The organism is Mycobacterium montefiorense (assembly GCF_025823255.1).
Classification (GTDB): domain Bacteria; phylum Actinomycetota; class Actinomycetes; order Mycobacteriales; family Mycobacteriaceae; genus Mycobacterium; species Mycobacterium montefiorense.
Window position 1 is genome coordinate 573,471 of the sequence record NZ_JACKVL010000006.1, and the last position, 16,107, is coordinate 589,577.

Genomic DNA, 16,107 nt, shown 5'->3' on the forward strand with positions numbered 1-16,107 from the left:
ATACAGGCTTAGCCGGTGGCTGCCGCGTTGGCTGCCTCAGTGGCCGCGTACGACCCGGCACTGGTCGCCAAGGTGCTGACGAACATCTGGTGAATCACCGCCGCCTGGGCGCTGACCGCTTGGTACATCTGGGCGTGCGCCGCGAACTGCGCAGCGGTCAAGGCCGAAACCTCATCCGCGGCGGCCGGGATTACGCCCGTCGTCGGGGCGGCCGCGGCGGCGTTCTCCGCGCTCATCGACCCGCCGATGCCCTCCAAGTCGCCGGCCACAGCCGCCAACATCTCCGGCTGTGCAGTCACAAAAGACATAGCGTGTCCCCCGCGTTCCGTTGGATTAGTCCCGTCTCAGGTGCCACGTCGAAACCCCTCAATCCGCCGGGACCACGATGATGGTGGCCGTGGTGGCAACGCCCTCGGCCGCCGCGGCGGAGGCCCCCGTGGTGCCATTGCTGATCGTGCGCACACCGGCGCCCGCCAGGGCGCGACCGGCCAGACTAGCCATGGCCATTTCGCCGAACAACGAGCCTTGTGTCGTTGCGGGAATCGCCGGCAGCGCCACCGAACTTGTTCCCGGCAGCAGCGATGCGACCGTCTTCATCACGGGGGCGGCCGACGCCCAGCCCTGCGGGACCGACAACGATCCGACCAGGGTCGAGCGGCCCATCGACCCCGACACCGCCCCGCCGACGTCCGGTGTCACCCAGGAGATGTAGCCGCCGCGCAGCGGCGCCAGCGGCGACAGCCCTCCGACGATGTCCTTTCCGCCGCCGAGCAATTCCGCAACGCCCGGCCCGTTTTGTGCCAGACCAAGCGCCTGAAGGGACAACAGCCACCAACCACCGGGCAGGATGATTGCCCCGATGGGGCTGTAAGCGCCCGTGATAGCGCTGAAAATGGACCGGAGATTAACCGTGAGGGGGTAGATATCGTCGATGATCGATGCCGGTGTTGCCGTCGCCGAAGGCGCGGCTGCCAGGGATTGCAGCAATGCGGGCGTTTCGTTGATCAGCGTAGACAGCTCCGATTGGATATCTGACGTCGCAGCGGCTTCCGCAACGGTTGCGGCCTGTCTGGCCACCCCCGACGGGTCGGTGGTCTGCGGCGGCTCGGTGAACGGCGTCAGCTCGGTGGCTGCTGCCGACGAGCCGGCGTACGCATACATCGCTACGGCGTCCTGGGCCCACATCTCGGCGTAGTCCGCTTCGGCGGCCGCGATCGCCGCGGTGTTCTGGCCGAGAATGTTGGTGGCGATCAGCGTCATCACCAGGCTGCGGTTGGCCGCGATCACCGGCGGGGGCACCGTCGCAGCGAACGCGGTCTCGTAGGCGGCCCCAGCGAGCCTGGCCTGCATGGCCGCCTGCTCCGCCTGCACTCCGGATGCCGTCGCCCACGCCACAAACGGCGCGACCGCGGCGCTCATCGAGATGGACGCCGGACCTGACCATGATCCGACGGTCAGGCCCTGGATCCTCGAGAGGTAGGCCGACGCATAGGAATGCAGTTCGGCTCCCAGCGAATCCCATGCCGCAGCGGCGGCCAGCAAAGGCCCCGATCCCGCACCGACGTACATTCGACCGGAGTTGATCTCTGGTGGTAGCGCCCCGAAGTCCAACATTTCTACCTCCGATCCCTCCTTTGGGCGCCATGGTAGGCGCGGTTTCGCACCCCTGGCCGCAAACTCGCCGCAGCTCTAATGAAATACATCGAATCGGGCTGCTTGGCACGTGTTTAACGACGGTCGGCACGGGCTCTCGGGGTTAAGAATTTCTCAGGGTTCCCACCCGTGCCCGGGTTTCAGATCGGATCATGTATATGGCAATAATTGTGGGAGAATATCGTATTAATGCGACGCCCAGGCGTGACATAGAACGGCGTTTCAGCTAACACCATAGGGACGATACTACCTGTTGAATCGGGATTGTCCTGGAGCACAGCGATGCTTCTAAGAGTTCCTGATGAATTTATCAACTGACGAATGTAACGGCAATATAGCGCGAGGCTTTGATTGCGTTAACCGCTAATTCAGGCGAATGTCCACTATTGCTTCCGCAACTTTTCCTGCGATCGAATTGCAAGGGTGAAAATTTCGCCCGACAACATAAACTGTTCGGCTCAATGATTGGCGCTGTCCATTATTATCCGCATTTTTCGGTACGGAGTTTTTGTTCATCGCCGCCGCCGCGTTGGCGCGATTTACCACGCAATCGCGTGGCCCACGGTTCGAATTCTCGGCCCGTCCGCCGTGACTTGCCGCCGCTCCAAAAGGTCGCTGCGGCAAGCGCATCGCCGGTATCGGGAGGGTGCGCGGCCGCCGCGGAGGCGCCCGGGCGCGACAACGCAGGCTCCCAATTGATCGTCAATGGTCACACCGAGCTCCCCTAAATTTCACCTAGCGTAAACATATAAAACTGCTACGAGGTTTATTGAGGTTTGCTGTGAGATGGCGTCGCCAAGTAAGTCTGCCGCCCTCATGTCGAGTAGTGTGACCGCCCCGTTGTCCGTACGGTGACATCGAGAAACAAACGCCGGTAGCTATCCGGTTATAGCGACCATCCATCGGCTGGCATCCGCTGTTAGTTGCCGCCCCCGGTATCGCTACTGGTGTCGAGGAGTTCGGGGCAGTAGGCGTTGGCGGCGGCTTGGGCGAACTTGGCGGCCTTGGCCATCGAGAATGCCGGGTTGAGGTCTCGAATGTCCCGGATGATGTCGAGCTGTGACGTCCCGGAGTTGGCCAGGTCGCACACTTTCTGGCCCGCCTTGATCGCGCGGTCCGGGTTTTGATAGCTGATCCCTGCCTGCGTAAGCGCAGCGAGGAACGCGTCGTCACCCGGATCGGCGTGAGCAGGAGCGGCCAAGCCGACCATGACGACGGTGCCGGCCAGTAGCGATAGGACTCTCATCTGTGATTAACCGGCGGCGGGCGGGCGTCCGATGACGCGGGGGCGGAACCCGTAGATCGGGTCGGCGAACTCGTCCTCGTGCGAACCGGGAATGCCCGCCAGCGGCACTCCGGGCATGCCCACTGCTCCGGCCTCTTCCATCACCATCGGGGTGGCCGCACCAAAGCTGTGGTACGCCCCAGCGCCGACCTGAGTCGTCGCCGCAACGGTAGACACGGTTGCTCCGGTGCCGGCCCAGGTCGGCGGCACCGACAAGGCCCCCACCAGGCTGGCCTGTCCGACTGCCGCGGTGGCTGCCGCGCCGGTCAGGCTCGTCGATGAGGCCAGCCCGGCACTACCCAGGCCGGCAGCCAGATCCTCCAACCCTGACGTGGTCGCACCCACGGCACTGAGGCCGTTGAGCGCCACCTGTGAATCGACGAAGGTCGTCGGGTTCAGAATGCCGTTGGTGGTGAAGGCGTTTGACAGGCCGGACACGCTGTTGTTGTTGAGGAAGGCCCCCAGCAGATTCTGGTTGGAATTGCTCAACATGTTCAGAAACCCGGAGAGTCCGGTGGTGTCGGAACCCGAGCCGGGCGTAAATATGTTGTCCCCTGCCGCGGCGGCAAGGGAGGTCTGGTCGTCGGCAAATGCCTGGGCGACTGCGTCGGCTTGCTGCTCCGCTCCGTCCGGGGTGGTGTCGGATTGCGGTTGGCTAAACGGCGTCATTTGGGTCGCTGCGCGCGAGGAGGCGGTGTAGGTGGTCATCGCCGAGGCATCTTGAGCCCACATCTCGCCGTATTGGGCCTCGGTGGCCGCGATCGCGCCCGAATTTTGGCCAATGATGTTGCTCGACACCAGATTCACCAGCAGGGTGCGATTGGCCGTGACGAGCGGCGGAGGCACCGTCGCAGCAAACGCGGCCTCGTACGCGGCCGCGGCGGCGTTAGCCCCAGCACCCGCCTGCTCGGCCTGGGCGGCGGTGGTGCTCATCCACGCCAGATACGGTTCGAGCGCGGCCGCCATCCTCGCCGACGCCGGGCCCAGCCAGCCCTCACTAACCAAGGACTTGATCACCGACTCGTAAGTAGTTGCCGCCGAACGCATCTCAGTAGCTATGGCATTCCAGGCGGCAGCCGCGGCCAGCATCGACCCCGATCCCGCACCGATATACATCTTGGCCGAGTTGACTTCTGGCGGTAACGCCCCAAAATTCAGCATGACATCTCCTCCCGAAGTCTGTTATCCAGCAGCCGGTGGACGTGGCATAACGACCGGCCGAAACCCATACCGGGGAATCGCGCGGCGCAGCCTCTTACCGGTCCCACCCAGTGGCCCTGCCACACCGCCAGGCCCGCCCGCCGCCGGTGCCCCGGAGGACCCGATATCACTGAGGCCAGTGACTGGGGCCGGCCCCTGACCGGCACTGATGTTGGCCGCGTTACTCCAGCTCTGCGGCACCGACATCGAACCCACCAAATGCGCATTGCCCACCCCAGCAGTTGCCGACGTCAGACCCGCCGACGGGAACGTGCTGGATGCCAGGGCGGCGAACCCGGGACCGTCCGCGTTCAAGGCGAAGTCCCCCAGGCCCGATAGCACCGTGGCACGCGTGCCCATAGCGCCGATTGCCGTTCCAATGATGGTTTGCGGGTTGAACGGTCCGCCGGCAATCGTGCCGTTCAGGATTGAGTTGGCGAAGAAGTTACTGTTGAGGAAGTTTCCCAAGGCCGTGTTGTTGGTCCCATCGAAGAAGCCCGTCCAGTAATCAATAATCGACCCCTGGGGCGCGGCAGCAGGATCCACATCGAGGGCAGAGAACGAGTCACCGGACATCAGCGACTGCGCATTGCCGGCCGCCGAATTCACCGCCTGACTGACTGCCTCGTTTTGTCCGGCCACCCCGTCAGGTGTGGTGTTGGACTGCGGCGAGGTGAACGGCGTTATCTGCGCCGCAGAGCTCGAGGCACTGCTATAGCCGGTCATCGCCGAAGCATCCTGAGCCCACATCTCGGCGTACTCGGCGTCAGTCGCCGCGATCGCCGGCGAGTTCTGCCCAACAATGTTGGAGGCCACCAAATTCAGCAACAGCGTGCGGTTGGCCGCAACAACCGGCGGGGGCACCGTCATCGCATATGCGGCTTCAAAAGCCGTCGCCGCCGCACTGGCCTGCATGCCGGTCTGCTCGGCCTGCCCCGCAGTGGTATTCAGCCACGTAAGGTACCGAGCCGCCGCCGCCAGCATCGACGCCGACGACGGGCCATACCAGCCCGCACTGATCAACTCCCTCAGCACCGCGTCGTAAGCAGTTGCCGCAGAACGCATTTCAGCGCCCAACGTGCTCCACGCAGTGGCCGCCGCCAACAACGGCGCAGACCCCGGACCAGAATACATTCTGGTCGAGTTAACTTCCGGCGGTAACGCCGCAAAATCCAGCATGATTCCCCCTCCGCGCTAACAGGTCACGGCTGCGTCGGCTGCCTCGGTGGCCACATGCGAACCGGCATTGGTCACCACGTTGACAAAGGTCATCGGAGTTCTCCTTTTGGAAAGGGTGAGCCGGCGGCGCGACATTAGCTAGGACATACACCGATTCCGCAACGTGGGTGTGGTTGGCTCGGTGCGGCCGCTAGGCAAAAGCGGCGCCAGCATCGGCTCGAACGAAACATCATCGATCGAGAATTGGGACTATCACCGGGACTAATTTCGCTCTCACCTCCTTAACGCCAGGGCACACCAAGATGCCTTCATTCTGCACGAAGAGGTGAGGACATCCGGCTGAATCGCCGGATCCGGCACCCCTCTCATCAGGGCTTCGGCACCACACTGCGTATCTGGCCGACCCAAAGCCAGAAGCCACTTGGGCTCAACCCTTAATCCGGGAAGAGCTGTCCTGACCCTGGGCGTCTTTCGACGTTTGAGGTCAGTGGCCTATATCCGTAATGGAAGCCTCACCTAACGAGGTGCTGCACAGGCCATCGTGACATTCAACACAGGACGAGTCAAGTTAGCTGCGAGGCGTTTGCAACAATTCACTCCGCAGCCACGCGCATGCCGTCGGCCGCACTACGACTGCTGAGCGGGAGAACGCTAGTCCGACTTCTTCTCGGCGACTGCCGCACTGAGACCCTCGAGCAAGTCTTCACCGCTCAGCTCCTTGAATCGGAGAAGTTGAAGCTCGCTGAATTCGGTGGTGTCGCTGGCCAGTACCGCGTCGAGGTCCTCATCGTCGAGACGGAAACTCCGATGGTCGCGGGCTTTCTCCACCACATTTCGCACGAAGCCGGCATTGCCGAGCGTATCGATGCCGCGAATCAGATCCCCGTCGTCCGAATAGTTCTCGTCGAGGTAGAACTTGGTGTAGGACGGCAAGAGGGCGTGAGCGCATTCTTCGGTGATGACGTCTTCGTTCTCCTGGCCCATCAATCGGGTCAGCGCGACCAGCTCATCGGGCGTGTAGCTGAAGAACTCGATCACAGTCGAAAAGCGCCGTCGCAGCCCCTGATTCACCTCGAGCATCTTGTCCATGGCTTTGGCGTAACCGGCACCGAAAACCACCAGCTCGTCGCGATGATTCTCCATGTACAACAGCAAGGTGTTGATGATCGCGTTCCCGTACGGGTCGCCCGTTTGATATCCCTTTTCGTGCAAGGTGTGCATCTCGTCGAAGAACACCGCCGCACCCAGGGCGCCCTCGAGCATCTCCTCGGTGTTCTTCTCCGCGTCGGCCATATAGCGGCCCAGCAGCTTGGTGCGGCTGGTCTCCACCACGAGCGGCTTGCGCAGCACCGTTAGTCCGCACAGCTGCTTGCTGAAAGCGCGTGCCACCGAGGTCTTTCCGGTTCCAGGCGGGCCCAGCAGCAAGGTGTGACGGGAGGTCACCGGCACGGGCAATCCCATCTTGGCGCGGGCCAGATTCACCTTTGTCGTGGACTTGATGAGTTTGATTTCCCGTTTGGCCTTTTCCATGCCCAACATCGCGTTGAGCTCCGCATCGCCCTCGGCCAGGTATCTTGCGGCCTCCTCAGCGTGGCGAGCGGCCTCCGTCTCGGCCCGAGTCGGCGCGCTGTCCGGATCCCACGGGTCCGTTCGCGCCTCGATAGTTTCCGGGTCGGTCAGCACTAACTGGTAGTTGGGGTTATCCAGGGCTTCGCGAGCTGGAGTGAACTTCGGATCCCGCGAATAGACCCGGCGCAGAACCTCAATGGCCTCTTCTTCGCGACCGAGGTGCCGCAGGCACATGCCCTGGGTATACAAGGCGACATTGGCCGCACCCGGCACCCGATCTGCTTCGATCGCGTCCTGGCTGCGCCGTACCGCCTCTTCGAAGACCCCGAGCGACGCCAGCGCCGTGGTTGCCATGGCCGCACCGGCGGCCTTCAGCTCCGGGTTGCGCCAGATCTTCCCCTCGGGGAATTGGGTGAGCACGTCCGGCCACCGTCCGGTGCGAAAGTAGACAATGCCTCGCACGTAAGCGATGAGCTCTTCATCGATGGGTTGGCGGGGTTCGACTCGATCGAGCAATTTGGCGGCTTCTTCGTAGCGCTTCGCCTCGGCGAGTACCGCGGCGTAGGCACACGTGAGCGACTCGACGCTGATGACTGCCAGCTTCAGAAACAAACCATCAGAGACGTCGGGGTGAAACTGCAATTCCGTGACGCCGAGCCGACGGATTTCCCACCCAAACGTGGCGACCGCCGCCCAGGCTCCGGCCAGCACCTCGACGCTTTGGTCGCCGGCCAGCAGTCGCGCCAGCCACGCGTCGCACATCGCCGGGTCGAGCGAGCTGGCCGTGGTGAACATTCGCAGCGCCACCTGCGGGTTGTGGCTGGGCTGCAGTCCATTGACTGAGATCCCCGACGCCAACAGACCGGCGATCATCGCGTTGCGGGCGTCCTCCGCCACTGATTGCGGGCGGCTCATTGATCCGCGAGCAAGCGCTCAGCGTCCTCCCGCACCTGGCCTACCTGAAGCACTAGATCATCGTCCTCGAGCAGCCCCCGGGTGGGTACGACCAGCAACGGACGCGTCGTCGGAGCAGGCAGGCTGGCACGCACCGCGGCCAGCTGGCGGCCGGTAAGCCGGTTGAGTCCGGACGACACTCCCCTGGGCAACCGGCTGTCGCTGTGATAGCGAACCCAGCCTGACACCTCGGGTCGACCGTCGTCAGCGGTGAGCTGGATCGTCACCACCGTCGCCTCGGCGTCGGGCAGCCACAGCTCCTCGAGCGTCTCGGTGGTGATGTCCGACGGCGTCAACCAGAAGCTGGTCGCGAAACCGTTGAAGTGCTTGAGGTAGCGCCAGCCCGGCCGGCTCCAGGTCGGCTCCAGGTCTGCGAGCACAGCGCTGTCCACCTCGGCGATTTCCTCGGAGGTCAACGGCCGGGGCGCACACCCCGGCGCTTCGAGATCCTGGACCAGCCGCTCGGTGGCCGCGACCAGCGTGGAAGCCAGCGAATCGCGAGCCGCGACCGCGGCGACGTTGGACTGCGGGTTCATCCGCAGCACCAGCCAGGTGCGGCGTACGTACGAGGCGGGCTGCTCGCTGACCAGCCCCGACTCTTCGGGACCCAACTTGTCGAGCTTGGACAACTCGGCGGCATTGCCGCCGCGGCGCATCTGCACCGAAACGATGTCGATGCCGTCGAGATGGACGTCGAACTGGCGTAGCCCGGTGGCGACTGAGCGGACCAGGATGCTGGCCGGCGGCGCACTGCGCTGGCGGTGTCGCGCTGCTGCGTCGTCATCGCCATCCAGCGCGATCACGGTGACCAGGCGACCGTCATACTCGCGCACCCCGACCTTGTCGCGCCCGAATCGGCGCTGGTAGTCAAGCGCGGGGGTGCACCCTGCGGCCAGCGTGGTGCCCGGGTCGGCGGACCAGTCCCACAGCCATCCGGCCAAACCGGAAGTCACGGTGAGGCCGTGATGGGTGACCAGCGACAGCAGCGTGATGATGACCGAGATGCCGACCCCCACCCACCAGGCGATGTGGTGGGTGCCCTGCCACGAGTCGGGGCAGTGACTGGCGATCAACAGGATCGCGACGACGACCAGGAACACCACCGTGACTCGCGCCCACGACAAAGACAATCCGAACCTGCGCTGAGCCTTCATTGCTTTTGCTGCTCCGCCCTTATTGTTGCTGCTTGCGGCGCTTCATCAACGTCGCGATACCAAATACTGCACCGCCTATCAGGAGTGCCCCGGTCAATCCCCCGGCCGCCACCCACACCGGCAGCATGTCGCGGTGCGCGGGCGGTTTGGGCACGTTCAACGGTATCGACAGTTGCTGTGGCGGCTTCAGCGGCCCGTCGGGAATGTCCCAGGTCAGTGCTGCTACCGGGTCGACGACGCCGTAACCGAGCTGGTTGTCGACGCCGCGGGCAGGTGCCCGTGCGGAGCGCTCCAGCCGGTTGATCACTTGGTATGCGGACAGCTGTGGGTACTTGGCACGGACGAGTGCCGCCACCCCGGACACGATCGCGGCCGAGAAGCTGGTGCCGCTGGGGACCAGCAGCGAGTTGTCCGGCCCGTCAATCGCGTTGATCAGGCCGTCGTCGCGGGGCGACAGCCCAATGACGTCGCTTCCGGGAGCGGCGATCCCGACCCACGGACCGGCGACGCTCGACGGACCCTGCCCTTGACTGCCCTGGGTCTGCGCGTGCCCCTCCGAATCCACCGCACCGACGGTCAAGACGTAGTCGCTGAACCAGGAGGGCGTCACCACCGTGGTGACGGCGTTCCAATCGCGCGGGTCTTTGGGCTTCAACGGATCGAAGATCGGGTTCTGCTTGCAGTCCTTCTTGCTGGTGTCGCCGGCCGCAGCCACGATCACGGCGTTCCTGTCGACCGCCGCATACCGGACTGCCGCTCCCAGTGCACGCTGGTCGATGACGTTGCGTGCACTCATGCAGGTCACGTCGGAGATGTTGATCACCGAGGCGCCCATGTTGGCGGCGTGCACGATTGCGCGTGCCATCGTCTCGACGCCGGAGATCTTGGCCGAGGTCTGCGGGTCCTCATCGCCGGTGTAGGCGTCCTTGAGGCCGAAGGCCTGGCTGGACTGGCGAATCGCGATGATGTCGACGTCGGGGGCAATGCCGCTGTAGGCATCGGGCCCCGTGCGCCCAGGCGGCGCCGGTGATGCAGGAGGCGGTGCGGGTGTCGGCGTCGGCGCCAGCGGGTACGGATTGCCGACCTGTACCGTCTGTGCGCCACCGGAGTAGCTCGGGATCGTCACGGTGCCGCCGCCGTGGTTAGCGGCTCCGGGGGCCGGCGGCGCAGCCGGCGCGGGTGGCGGTGGTGGTGGTGGTCCTTGAGCCGGCGGAGCCTGTGACGGTGATGCCGGCGCCGGCGCCGGTGCGGCCGGTGGTGGCGGCGGCGGTGGTGGCTGCGGTGCCCATGGCGGCGGCGGGCCTTCCTCGGATGGCGGCGTGGCCGGAACCATCGTCACGGTCTGGGGTAACGGTGACAGGGTCACGGTCTGGGGCGGCGGCGCTTTCGGCGGTGGCTCGGTGGTGGGAATAGTCACCGGCTTGCGCGGTCCGGCCACCGGTGGCGGTGGCGCGCCGTTCGCCGGTGCCGCGCCGATCATCGACGCCACGATGGTGCCGTGGGCGTCGCAGTCGGACAGCCCGTCGCCGCCCATGATGTAGTCCCCGCCGGGAATCAGATGAGCAAACCTGGGGTGCGGACTCACACCGGTGTCGATGACGGCGACCTTGATCCCGGCGCCGCGGCCGAACTGCCATGCCTCCTGCAGATTCAGCATTTCCATGTACTTCGGCTGCAGCTTGAAATCGGTGCCCGGCAGCACCCCGACTTCGGTGCAGTACGAGTTCTGCTTCATCGGTGCCGGTGGCCCCGGCGGACCGTCCGGCGGTACCGCCGCCGGATCGATCGTCGGCGGCGATATCGCGTAGGCGGGCGGTAAGCCGGCTAGTGAACCCGACGTCAGCAAGAGTGCGGCGATAGCCGCACGGGATGCGCGATTACGCCACACCTTGCCGTTACCGGTACCTGATCGCTGCATAGACATTCATCAACCACAATGCCAGCGGGAAGATGGGCATCAGGCAGACGTACTCAATCCATTCCACAAACTTGCGGAACAGCGGGCTGTAGATGCTGTTCGGCACGACCGCCGCGGACACCAGGCCCGCCGCCGGTAGCAGCACCAAGATTCCCACGCAGACAGACACCGAGAGTGGCGACTGCAACTCGAGCGCGTACCGCACCACTACCGTCCCGACGATCAACACGGACGTGCCGGCCAACGTGATCGCTTGCAAGCGATCCACGTAGGAGCGGCCGCGAAGCATCAGGAACCCAGCGCTGAAGCCGGCCAGCAGCAGCGGCAGCCAACGTTGCCCGGTGTGCGGATCCGACAGTCCCGCCAACGAGACCACCATCAACACGCCGAAACCGACCAGCAGGCCCGATAGGAACGACCGGGCACGTTCGGCCTGCAACAGCACGTCGCGCACCGAAGCGGGGCCTTCCAGCACCGGCGGGCCGCCGGCACCGCGCACCACGGTGGTGGGCAGATCGGGCCGGGCCTCAAACACCCAGCGGCTGGTGGCCGACGGGAAGACCGGCAACCGGATGCCGGACAGGCGACGCGACATGGCCGGCGCGCACTGGTAACCCATCACGCAGACCAGTACGACGGTCGTCAGCATCGTCACCGCGCTGGTCAACGCGACCATCCGCGCCAGGGCCGCAATCGTCGCCACCGAACCGACAGTGATCAGCGCGGTGTACAGGGCTAACCTGCGTCCAGTGAATCGAAGGGCAAGTATCGAGGAAATGGTGAGGACACCGAAGCCCAGCACCGCTTGGGGTGACCCGACACCGCCGGGCGGGGCCCCGGCCGCGGCCATCGCCAACGGCGCAAGGCTGCTCACCAGCATCAGATCGGCGACGCGCCGATCGGCCTGCGTTTGAGCACGCATCAGCAGCATCGTCGAAATGCCCAGCACGATCGTGGCGATGACCGCCGCGTAGATCGTTGTCAGCCACGAGTTGTGATGCCAGCGCCACCAGCCCAGCAACACCGATGCGACAACCACACCGGCGGCCACCATCGAGGCGCCGACCTGCACTGCGACAACGGGGTCGATCGCGGCGAAGCGCTTGCTGAGGTTCTGCGACACCGCGGTGGAAATGTGCTCGACCACCTGCGAACGCTTTTCGGTATCGGCAACGAACCGGATCCACAAGCGGTCACCGTCGAGGACGTCCTGCTCGGTCAGCGATTGGGTAGCCCGCAACGGCGACCCGTCGACCAGGCACAACGCCCACTTACCGCGACCCGTCGCCTCCAGCGGAGTCTCGCCGAGCTCACGCAGCCGGCTGTTGACCACCTTCAGTAGCGGGTCAGTCATCACCGACACCGGGGCGTTGGCGTCCAACAGAACGCCAATCTGGACACCCTCGCCGGCCATGATGCCAACTACGACTGCCCGCGGCTGTGAAATTCCCTCAAGATCAGCCTGTGGCGCGTCAGCTACCGCAGTCATCGGGCCGCACCCCCTGTCATGGTGAATATGTCATTCCGGGTCGTCAGTCGCGTGGAGGGCTCGGTCGATCTAGTCTCCGGAGCGCCGGAAAGTGGCAGTCCGACGTTTTCGAATTTCATTTACCCTGCCTCGCGATAGATGATTCCGGTGACACTTAGTTTCATTTTTTACTGTTTATTAGAGAAGTATGACGCCTTCGTGGCCTAGCCGCACGCCGAGTTCAAAACCTTTACAAGCCTTAACGTTTGGAACTCTCGTTACACCCTGCTGTGGGTCTTCCACTCGCCATAAGGCAATGTGTCCAGCACCGTCTTGACGCCGACTTGCACCAACTGCGGGGTCGCCGGACAGATCGCCAACCAGGCCTCCCCCGAACCCGCCGTCCGTGCCTGTTGGTAAAGCGCAATCCGGCCACCGGAGCCATCTTTTAGCGAAAGCACCGACGCGCTGGGGCCCTTCGCGTCGTCCCGGTACTGGCGCGCGTACACAGCAACCTCTGCGGCCGGGTCCGAAAGTGCCTGTCCCAGTGCGGCTACCGTTGCGGCGCTGATGCCCATCCGTCGCAAGTCTCCGCCGGAGAACACGTTGAAGCCGGACTCTTGCCACGACTTGGTGGCTTCCAACATGTCGTCGAGCGGCACGTTCACCGCGTTGATGGCCGCGGGCTCTGCGTGGTGGATCGACTCGAGACCATCGAGCACGAGCGCCGCGATCGACGCGCTGTCCGCGACGGCGACATCGTCGACGGTGATGTCGGCGCCGACCCGAACCGCTGATACCCAATGCTGACCGCGTCGGGCCAGCACCACCCGGAACTCATTGTCGGGGATATCCCGCGAACCCGGGGGCTGGCTTTCGTCATCGACGACGCCGTAAAGGAGCTTGCCCCGCGACAGCAGCGCGATGACTTCCAGGTCTGGCGCGGAGAGCACCCGCATCCGCGCCGCAACTTCTTCATTGACCTCGTCGCCGACGACAATGCCCTGCTCACGCATCACCGCCATGCCGGGGTGTTCGTTCAGCCAGTCACTGCTGTCGGTAGATACGTAGGGCTGGCACCGCAGCTCCGGAGCGACGTGTCGAATGTCCAGTAACGCCTGGAGCATCCAGAAGCCGTCGACGTTCACGGTGATGTCGGTGCGGGTGGTCTGCTGGTCCATCAGTACCTCAGAAGGTCGTAGTGCACGGTAACCGCAGGACGCGGCAGCACACCGAACTGCCGGTGTGCTGCCGCGCCTGAAGTCTTGGGCGTCAGGCCCAGCTGGACCCGACGGCGCTGTCGGTGCTGGCCATGTTGTTGCCCGCGGACTGCACCTTCTGGCCGTGCTGGTTGGCCTGCTCGTAGATCACCTGGAAGTTACGACCCAACTGGGTGGACGGCGCTGTCGGTGCTGGCCATGTTGTTGCCCGCGGACTGCACCTTCTGGCCGTGCTGGTTGGCCTGCTCGTAGATCACCTGGAAGTTACGACCCAACTGGGTGATGAACTCCTGGCAAGACACCGAACCGGCGCCACCCCAAAAGTCACCGGCGGCCAGCACATCGCGAACGATGGCCTGGTGCTCGGCTTCCAGCGAAGCAGCCTGCGCGCGGATCAGGGCGCCGTGGGCGTCCACATCTCCGAACTGGCCGGCGCCACCCCAAAAGTCACCGGCGGCCAGCACATCGCGAACGATGGCCTGGTGCTCGGCTTCCAGCGAAGCAGCCTGCGCGCGGATCAGGGCGCCGTGGGCGTCCACATCTCCGAACTGGTAGTTAATGCTCATAGCGTTTTCTCCTAAAGTCTGAAGGTTNCGCAGCCGTAGCGATTACGGCTAGTGGCCGAGGGCCTGCTGCGAGGCCTGCTCTTGCGTCTCGTAGTTGTTGGCGTCACGGATCAAGCCNTCACGCACGCCGTGCAGCATGTTGACAATGTTGGTGAACGCCTGGTTCATCTGACCCATGGTGTCGTAAGAAGTGGCCTGAGCCTGACCNCTCCAGCCCGCGCCGGCGATGTTCATCGACGACGACCACATCTTGCGAGCCTCATCCGACACCGTCTGCGCGTGCATCTCAAAGCGGCCGGCCATCGCACGCATCGCGTGCGGGTCGGTCATAGACGACCACATCTTGCGAGCCTCATCCGACACCGTCTGCGCGTGCATCTCAAAGCGGCCGGCCATCGCACGCATCGCGTGCGGGTCGGTCATAAAACGTGTTGCCATGTTGCCTTTCTCCTTCAATTACTTGCTACTCGAGTTTTTGTTCTGATGGACAGTGATGGTCAGGCCAGTTGCGAGTGCTGACGCGACTGCCGGACCGGATACCTAAGGATGTTTGCCTCCCCATAATCCGCCCCCACCGGACCGTCTAGCCGCTCCAGACGGCTAGCCCGATCACCGAGTGACTGGCGTTGAGCCCACTTCGGTGTGGGACGTCCCTAGCTTTAAATGACCCAACCGGTTAGCCGGCGGCGGCGGCGTTGGCGGCCTCAGTCGCGGCGTACGAGCCGGAGCTGGTCGACAACGTGTTCACGAACTGCTCGTGAATCGCCGTAGCCTGAGCGCTGACGGCCTGGTACATGTGCGCGTGCGCAGCGAACTGAGCTGCGGTGAGCGCCGAGACCTCGTCGGCAGCGGCCGGTACCACCCCGGTCGTCGGGGCCGCCGCAGCCGCGTTTTGGGCGCTAAGAGCAGATCCGATTCCCGTCAGGGTTCCGGCTGCCGCGGCCAAAGCCTCCGGCTGTGTCGTCACGAACGACATATTGTTCCTCCTCCATAATCCCCAAACTCTCTGCCTGAGAGTAGATGACCGTGTTCCGTAAAGCCTGTTCCGAAGACCGCCCGTTCGCAATTGTTCACGGAACGGTACGGCGAATTCACTTTTAGTAACGACACAGTAACAGCGTTTTGGCTCTTTTGGGGGCTCTGAGCAGCGAAATCATAGTACTGACAAAGTCTGACCTCCGTGGTTATCGAAAGCCTGCTGGCAGGCGCGGTGCCAGGGGGTTGGGGCGGTAGCTGGCCGGTAAAAATCTCGCCGTCGATAAGTTGCCCGGGTCCCAGCGATGTGACCAACGTCGCCGCGCTTGCTGGCCAGCGATTACAGGCCAGCAAGCCGCTCGACAGGGCGAAGACAGTGCCGCCGCTCGGGTGCTGTGCAGATGATCGGGGGTGGTTAGCCGGCGAAGGGGGGTCGGGCCATGACGGTGGGACGGTGGGTTTGAAGCCGTAGCGGGGACCCGAGGCGCCGAAGCCCTGGGAGCCGCCCATGCCGGCCAGTGGCATACCGCCGAGCAGGTTGCCCGAGCCGGCGGCTTCGGGGACCGCGCTGANGACGGTGGGTTTGAAGCCGTAGCGGGGACCCGAGGCGCCGAAGCCCTGGGAGCCGCCCATGCCGGCCAGTGGCATACCGCCGAGCAGGTTGCCCGAGCCGGCGGCTTCGGGGACCGCGCTGATGGCGCTGACGGGCACGGCTGCGGCGTGGCTGATCGCCGGTGCCGCACCGGACCAAACGGCCGGCACCGAGAGCCGGCCGACCGAAGCGGCGTTGCCCAGACCGGCTGCCACCGNCGCCGCGTGGCCGCCGCCCAGCATTCCGCCCAAACCGGCCAGGCCCTTCGGCGCAGCAGAAGCCGCACTGGCCACCGCACCCCCGAGTTGCCCGGTACTTTTGGCGATCTGCACACCGCTGTTACCCATACCCACGCTGAAGTACGGCAGACCCTC

General features: G+C 64.5%; 14 protein-coding genes and 1 riboswitch. All 14 genes read right to left on the reverse strand.

The window, feature by feature from the left end; translation table 11 throughout:
• Positions 1-8 precede the first annotated feature (8 nt).
• Entirely contained in the window at positions 9-308 is a 300-nt protein-coding gene (locus H7K34_RS04580; protein ID WP_264060412.1) for a PE family protein, read from the reverse strand.
• A 58-nt stretch (positions 309-366) separates the two neighbouring features.
• A complete protein-coding gene (locus H7K34_RS04585; protein ID WP_108923440.1) occupies positions 367-1,614 on the reverse strand; it encodes a PPE family protein in 1,248 nt (415 codons plus the stop codon).
• A 958-nt stretch (positions 1,615-2,572) separates the two neighbouring features.
• Positions 2,573-2,899 carry a DUF732 domain-containing protein gene (locus H7K34_RS04590; protein ID WP_264060414.1) on the reverse strand — a complete coding sequence of 109 codons (327 nt, stop codon included), beginning with the start codon at positions 2,897-2,899 and terminating at the stop codon, positions 2,573-2,575.
• 6 nt (positions 2,900-2,905) lie between these two features.
• Positions 2,906-4,099 carry a PPE family protein gene (locus H7K34_RS04595; RefSeq protein ID WP_272896313.1) on the reverse strand — a complete coding sequence of 398 codons (1,194 nt, stop codon included), beginning with the start codon at positions 4,097-4,099 and terminating at the stop codon, positions 2,906-2,908.
• 21 nt (positions 4,100-4,120) lie between these two features.
• Positions 4,121-5,317, reverse strand: coding sequence for a PPE family protein (locus H7K34_RS04600; protein WP_264060416.1), 1,197 nt, complete (start codon positions 5,315-5,317; stop codon positions 4,121-4,123).
• 353 nt (positions 5,318-5,670) lie between these two features.
• Positions 5,671-5,848, reverse strand: a riboswitch (M-box (ykoK) riboswitch).
• Between the two features lie 120 nt (positions 5,849-5,968).
• Complete coding sequence (gene eccA / locus H7K34_RS04605) at positions 5,969-7,801, reverse strand: type VII secretion AAA-ATPase EccA (RefSeq protein WP_264060418.1); 1,833 nt, start codon at positions 7,799-7,801, stop codon at positions 5,969-5,971.
• Positions 7,798-8,994 carry a type VII secretion protein EccE gene (gene eccE, locus H7K34_RS04610; protein ID WP_264060420.1) on the reverse strand — a complete coding sequence of 399 codons (1,197 nt, stop codon included), beginning with the start codon at positions 8,992-8,994 and terminating at the stop codon, positions 7,798-7,800. The genes eccA and eccE overlap by 4 nt, the downstream gene beginning before the upstream one ends.
• Positions 8,995-9,013: 19 nt before the next feature.
• Positions 9,014-10,912 carry a S8 family serine peptidase gene (locus H7K34_RS04615; RefSeq protein WP_264060423.1) on the reverse strand — a complete coding sequence of 633 codons (1,899 nt, stop codon included), beginning with the start codon at positions 10,910-10,912 and terminating at the stop codon, positions 9,014-9,016.
• Complete coding sequence (gene eccD, locus H7K34_RS04620) at positions 10,890-12,401, reverse strand: type VII secretion integral membrane protein EccD (protein ID WP_264060424.1); 1,512 nt, start codon at positions 12,399-12,401, stop codon at positions 10,890-10,892. The genes H7K34_RS04615 and eccD overlap by 23 nt, the downstream gene beginning before the upstream one ends.
• A 257-nt stretch (positions 12,402-12,658) precedes the next feature.
• The gene (locus tag H7K34_RS04625) at positions 12,659-13,561 is read right to left on the reverse strand and encodes an ESX secretion-associated protein EspG (protein ID WP_264060426.1); all 903 of its coding nucleotides are present in this window, start codon (positions 13,559-13,561) and stop codon (positions 12,659-12,661) included.
• A gap of 197 nt (positions 13,562-13,758) precedes the next feature.
• Entirely contained in the window at positions 13,759-14,061 is a 303-nt protein-coding gene (locus tag H7K34_RS04635; RefSeq protein WP_276059288.1) for a WXG100 family type VII secretion target, read from the reverse strand.
• Between the two features lie 153 nt (positions 14,062-14,214).
• Entirely contained in the window at positions 14,215-14,508 is a 294-nt protein-coding gene (locus H7K34_RS04645; RefSeq protein ID WP_264060567.1) for a WXG100 family type VII secretion target, read from the reverse strand.
• Positions 14,509-14,842: 334 nt separating this feature from the next.
• Positions 14,843-15,142: a PE family protein gene (locus H7K34_RS04650; protein WP_108923381.1), complete on the reverse strand. Its 300-nt coding sequence runs from the start codon at positions 15,140-15,142 to the stop codon at positions 14,843-14,845.
• A partial coding sequence (locus tag H7K34_RS26865; RefSeq protein ID WP_372510680.1) for a PE/PPE C-terminal domain-containing protein occupies positions 15,130-16,107 on the reverse strand: 978 nt, incomplete at its 5' end. The genes H7K34_RS26865 and H7K34_RS04650, both read right to left, overlap by 13 nt.

Coding starts and splice junctions, on each gene's coding strand:
- H7K34_RS04580 (WP_264060412.1), bottom strand. CDS start 308: ATGTCTTTTGTGACTGCACAGCCGGAGATGTTGGCGGCTGTGGCCGGC.
- H7K34_RS04585 (WP_108923440.1), bottom strand. CDS start 1,614: ATGTTGGACTTCGGGGCGCTACCACCAGAGATCAACTCCGGTCGAATG.
- H7K34_RS04590 (WP_264060414.1), bottom strand. CDS start 2,899: ATGAGAGTCCTATCGCTACTGGCCGGCACCGTCGTCATGGTCGGCTTG.
- H7K34_RS04595 (WP_272896313.1), bottom strand. CDS start 4,099: ATGCTGAATTTTGGGGCGTTACCGCCAGAAGTCAACTCGGCCAAGATG.
- H7K34_RS04600 (WP_264060416.1), bottom strand. CDS start 5,317: ATGCTGGATTTTGCGGCGTTACCGCCGGAAGTTAACTCGACCAGAATG.
- eccA (WP_264060418.1), bottom strand. CDS start 7,801: ATGAGCCGCCCGCAATCAGTGGCGGAGGACGCCCGCAACGCGATGATC.
- eccE (WP_264060420.1), bottom strand. CDS start 8,994: ATGAAGGCTCAGCGCAGGTTCGGATTGTCTTTGTCGTGGGCGCGAGTC.
- H7K34_RS04615 (WP_264060423.1), bottom strand. CDS start 10,912: ATGCAGCGATCAGGTACCGGTAACGGCAAGGTGTGGCGTAATCGCGCA.
- eccD (WP_264060424.1), bottom strand. CDS start 12,401: ATGACTGCGGTAGCTGACGCGCCACAGGCTGATCTTGAGGGAATTTCA.
- H7K34_RS04625 (WP_264060426.1), bottom strand. CDS start 13,561: ATGGACCAGCAGACCACCCGCACCGACATCACCGTGAACGTCGACGGC.
- H7K34_RS04650 (WP_108923381.1), bottom strand. CDS start 15,142: ATGTCGTTCGTGACGACACAGCCGGAGGCTTTGGCCGCGGCAGCCGGA.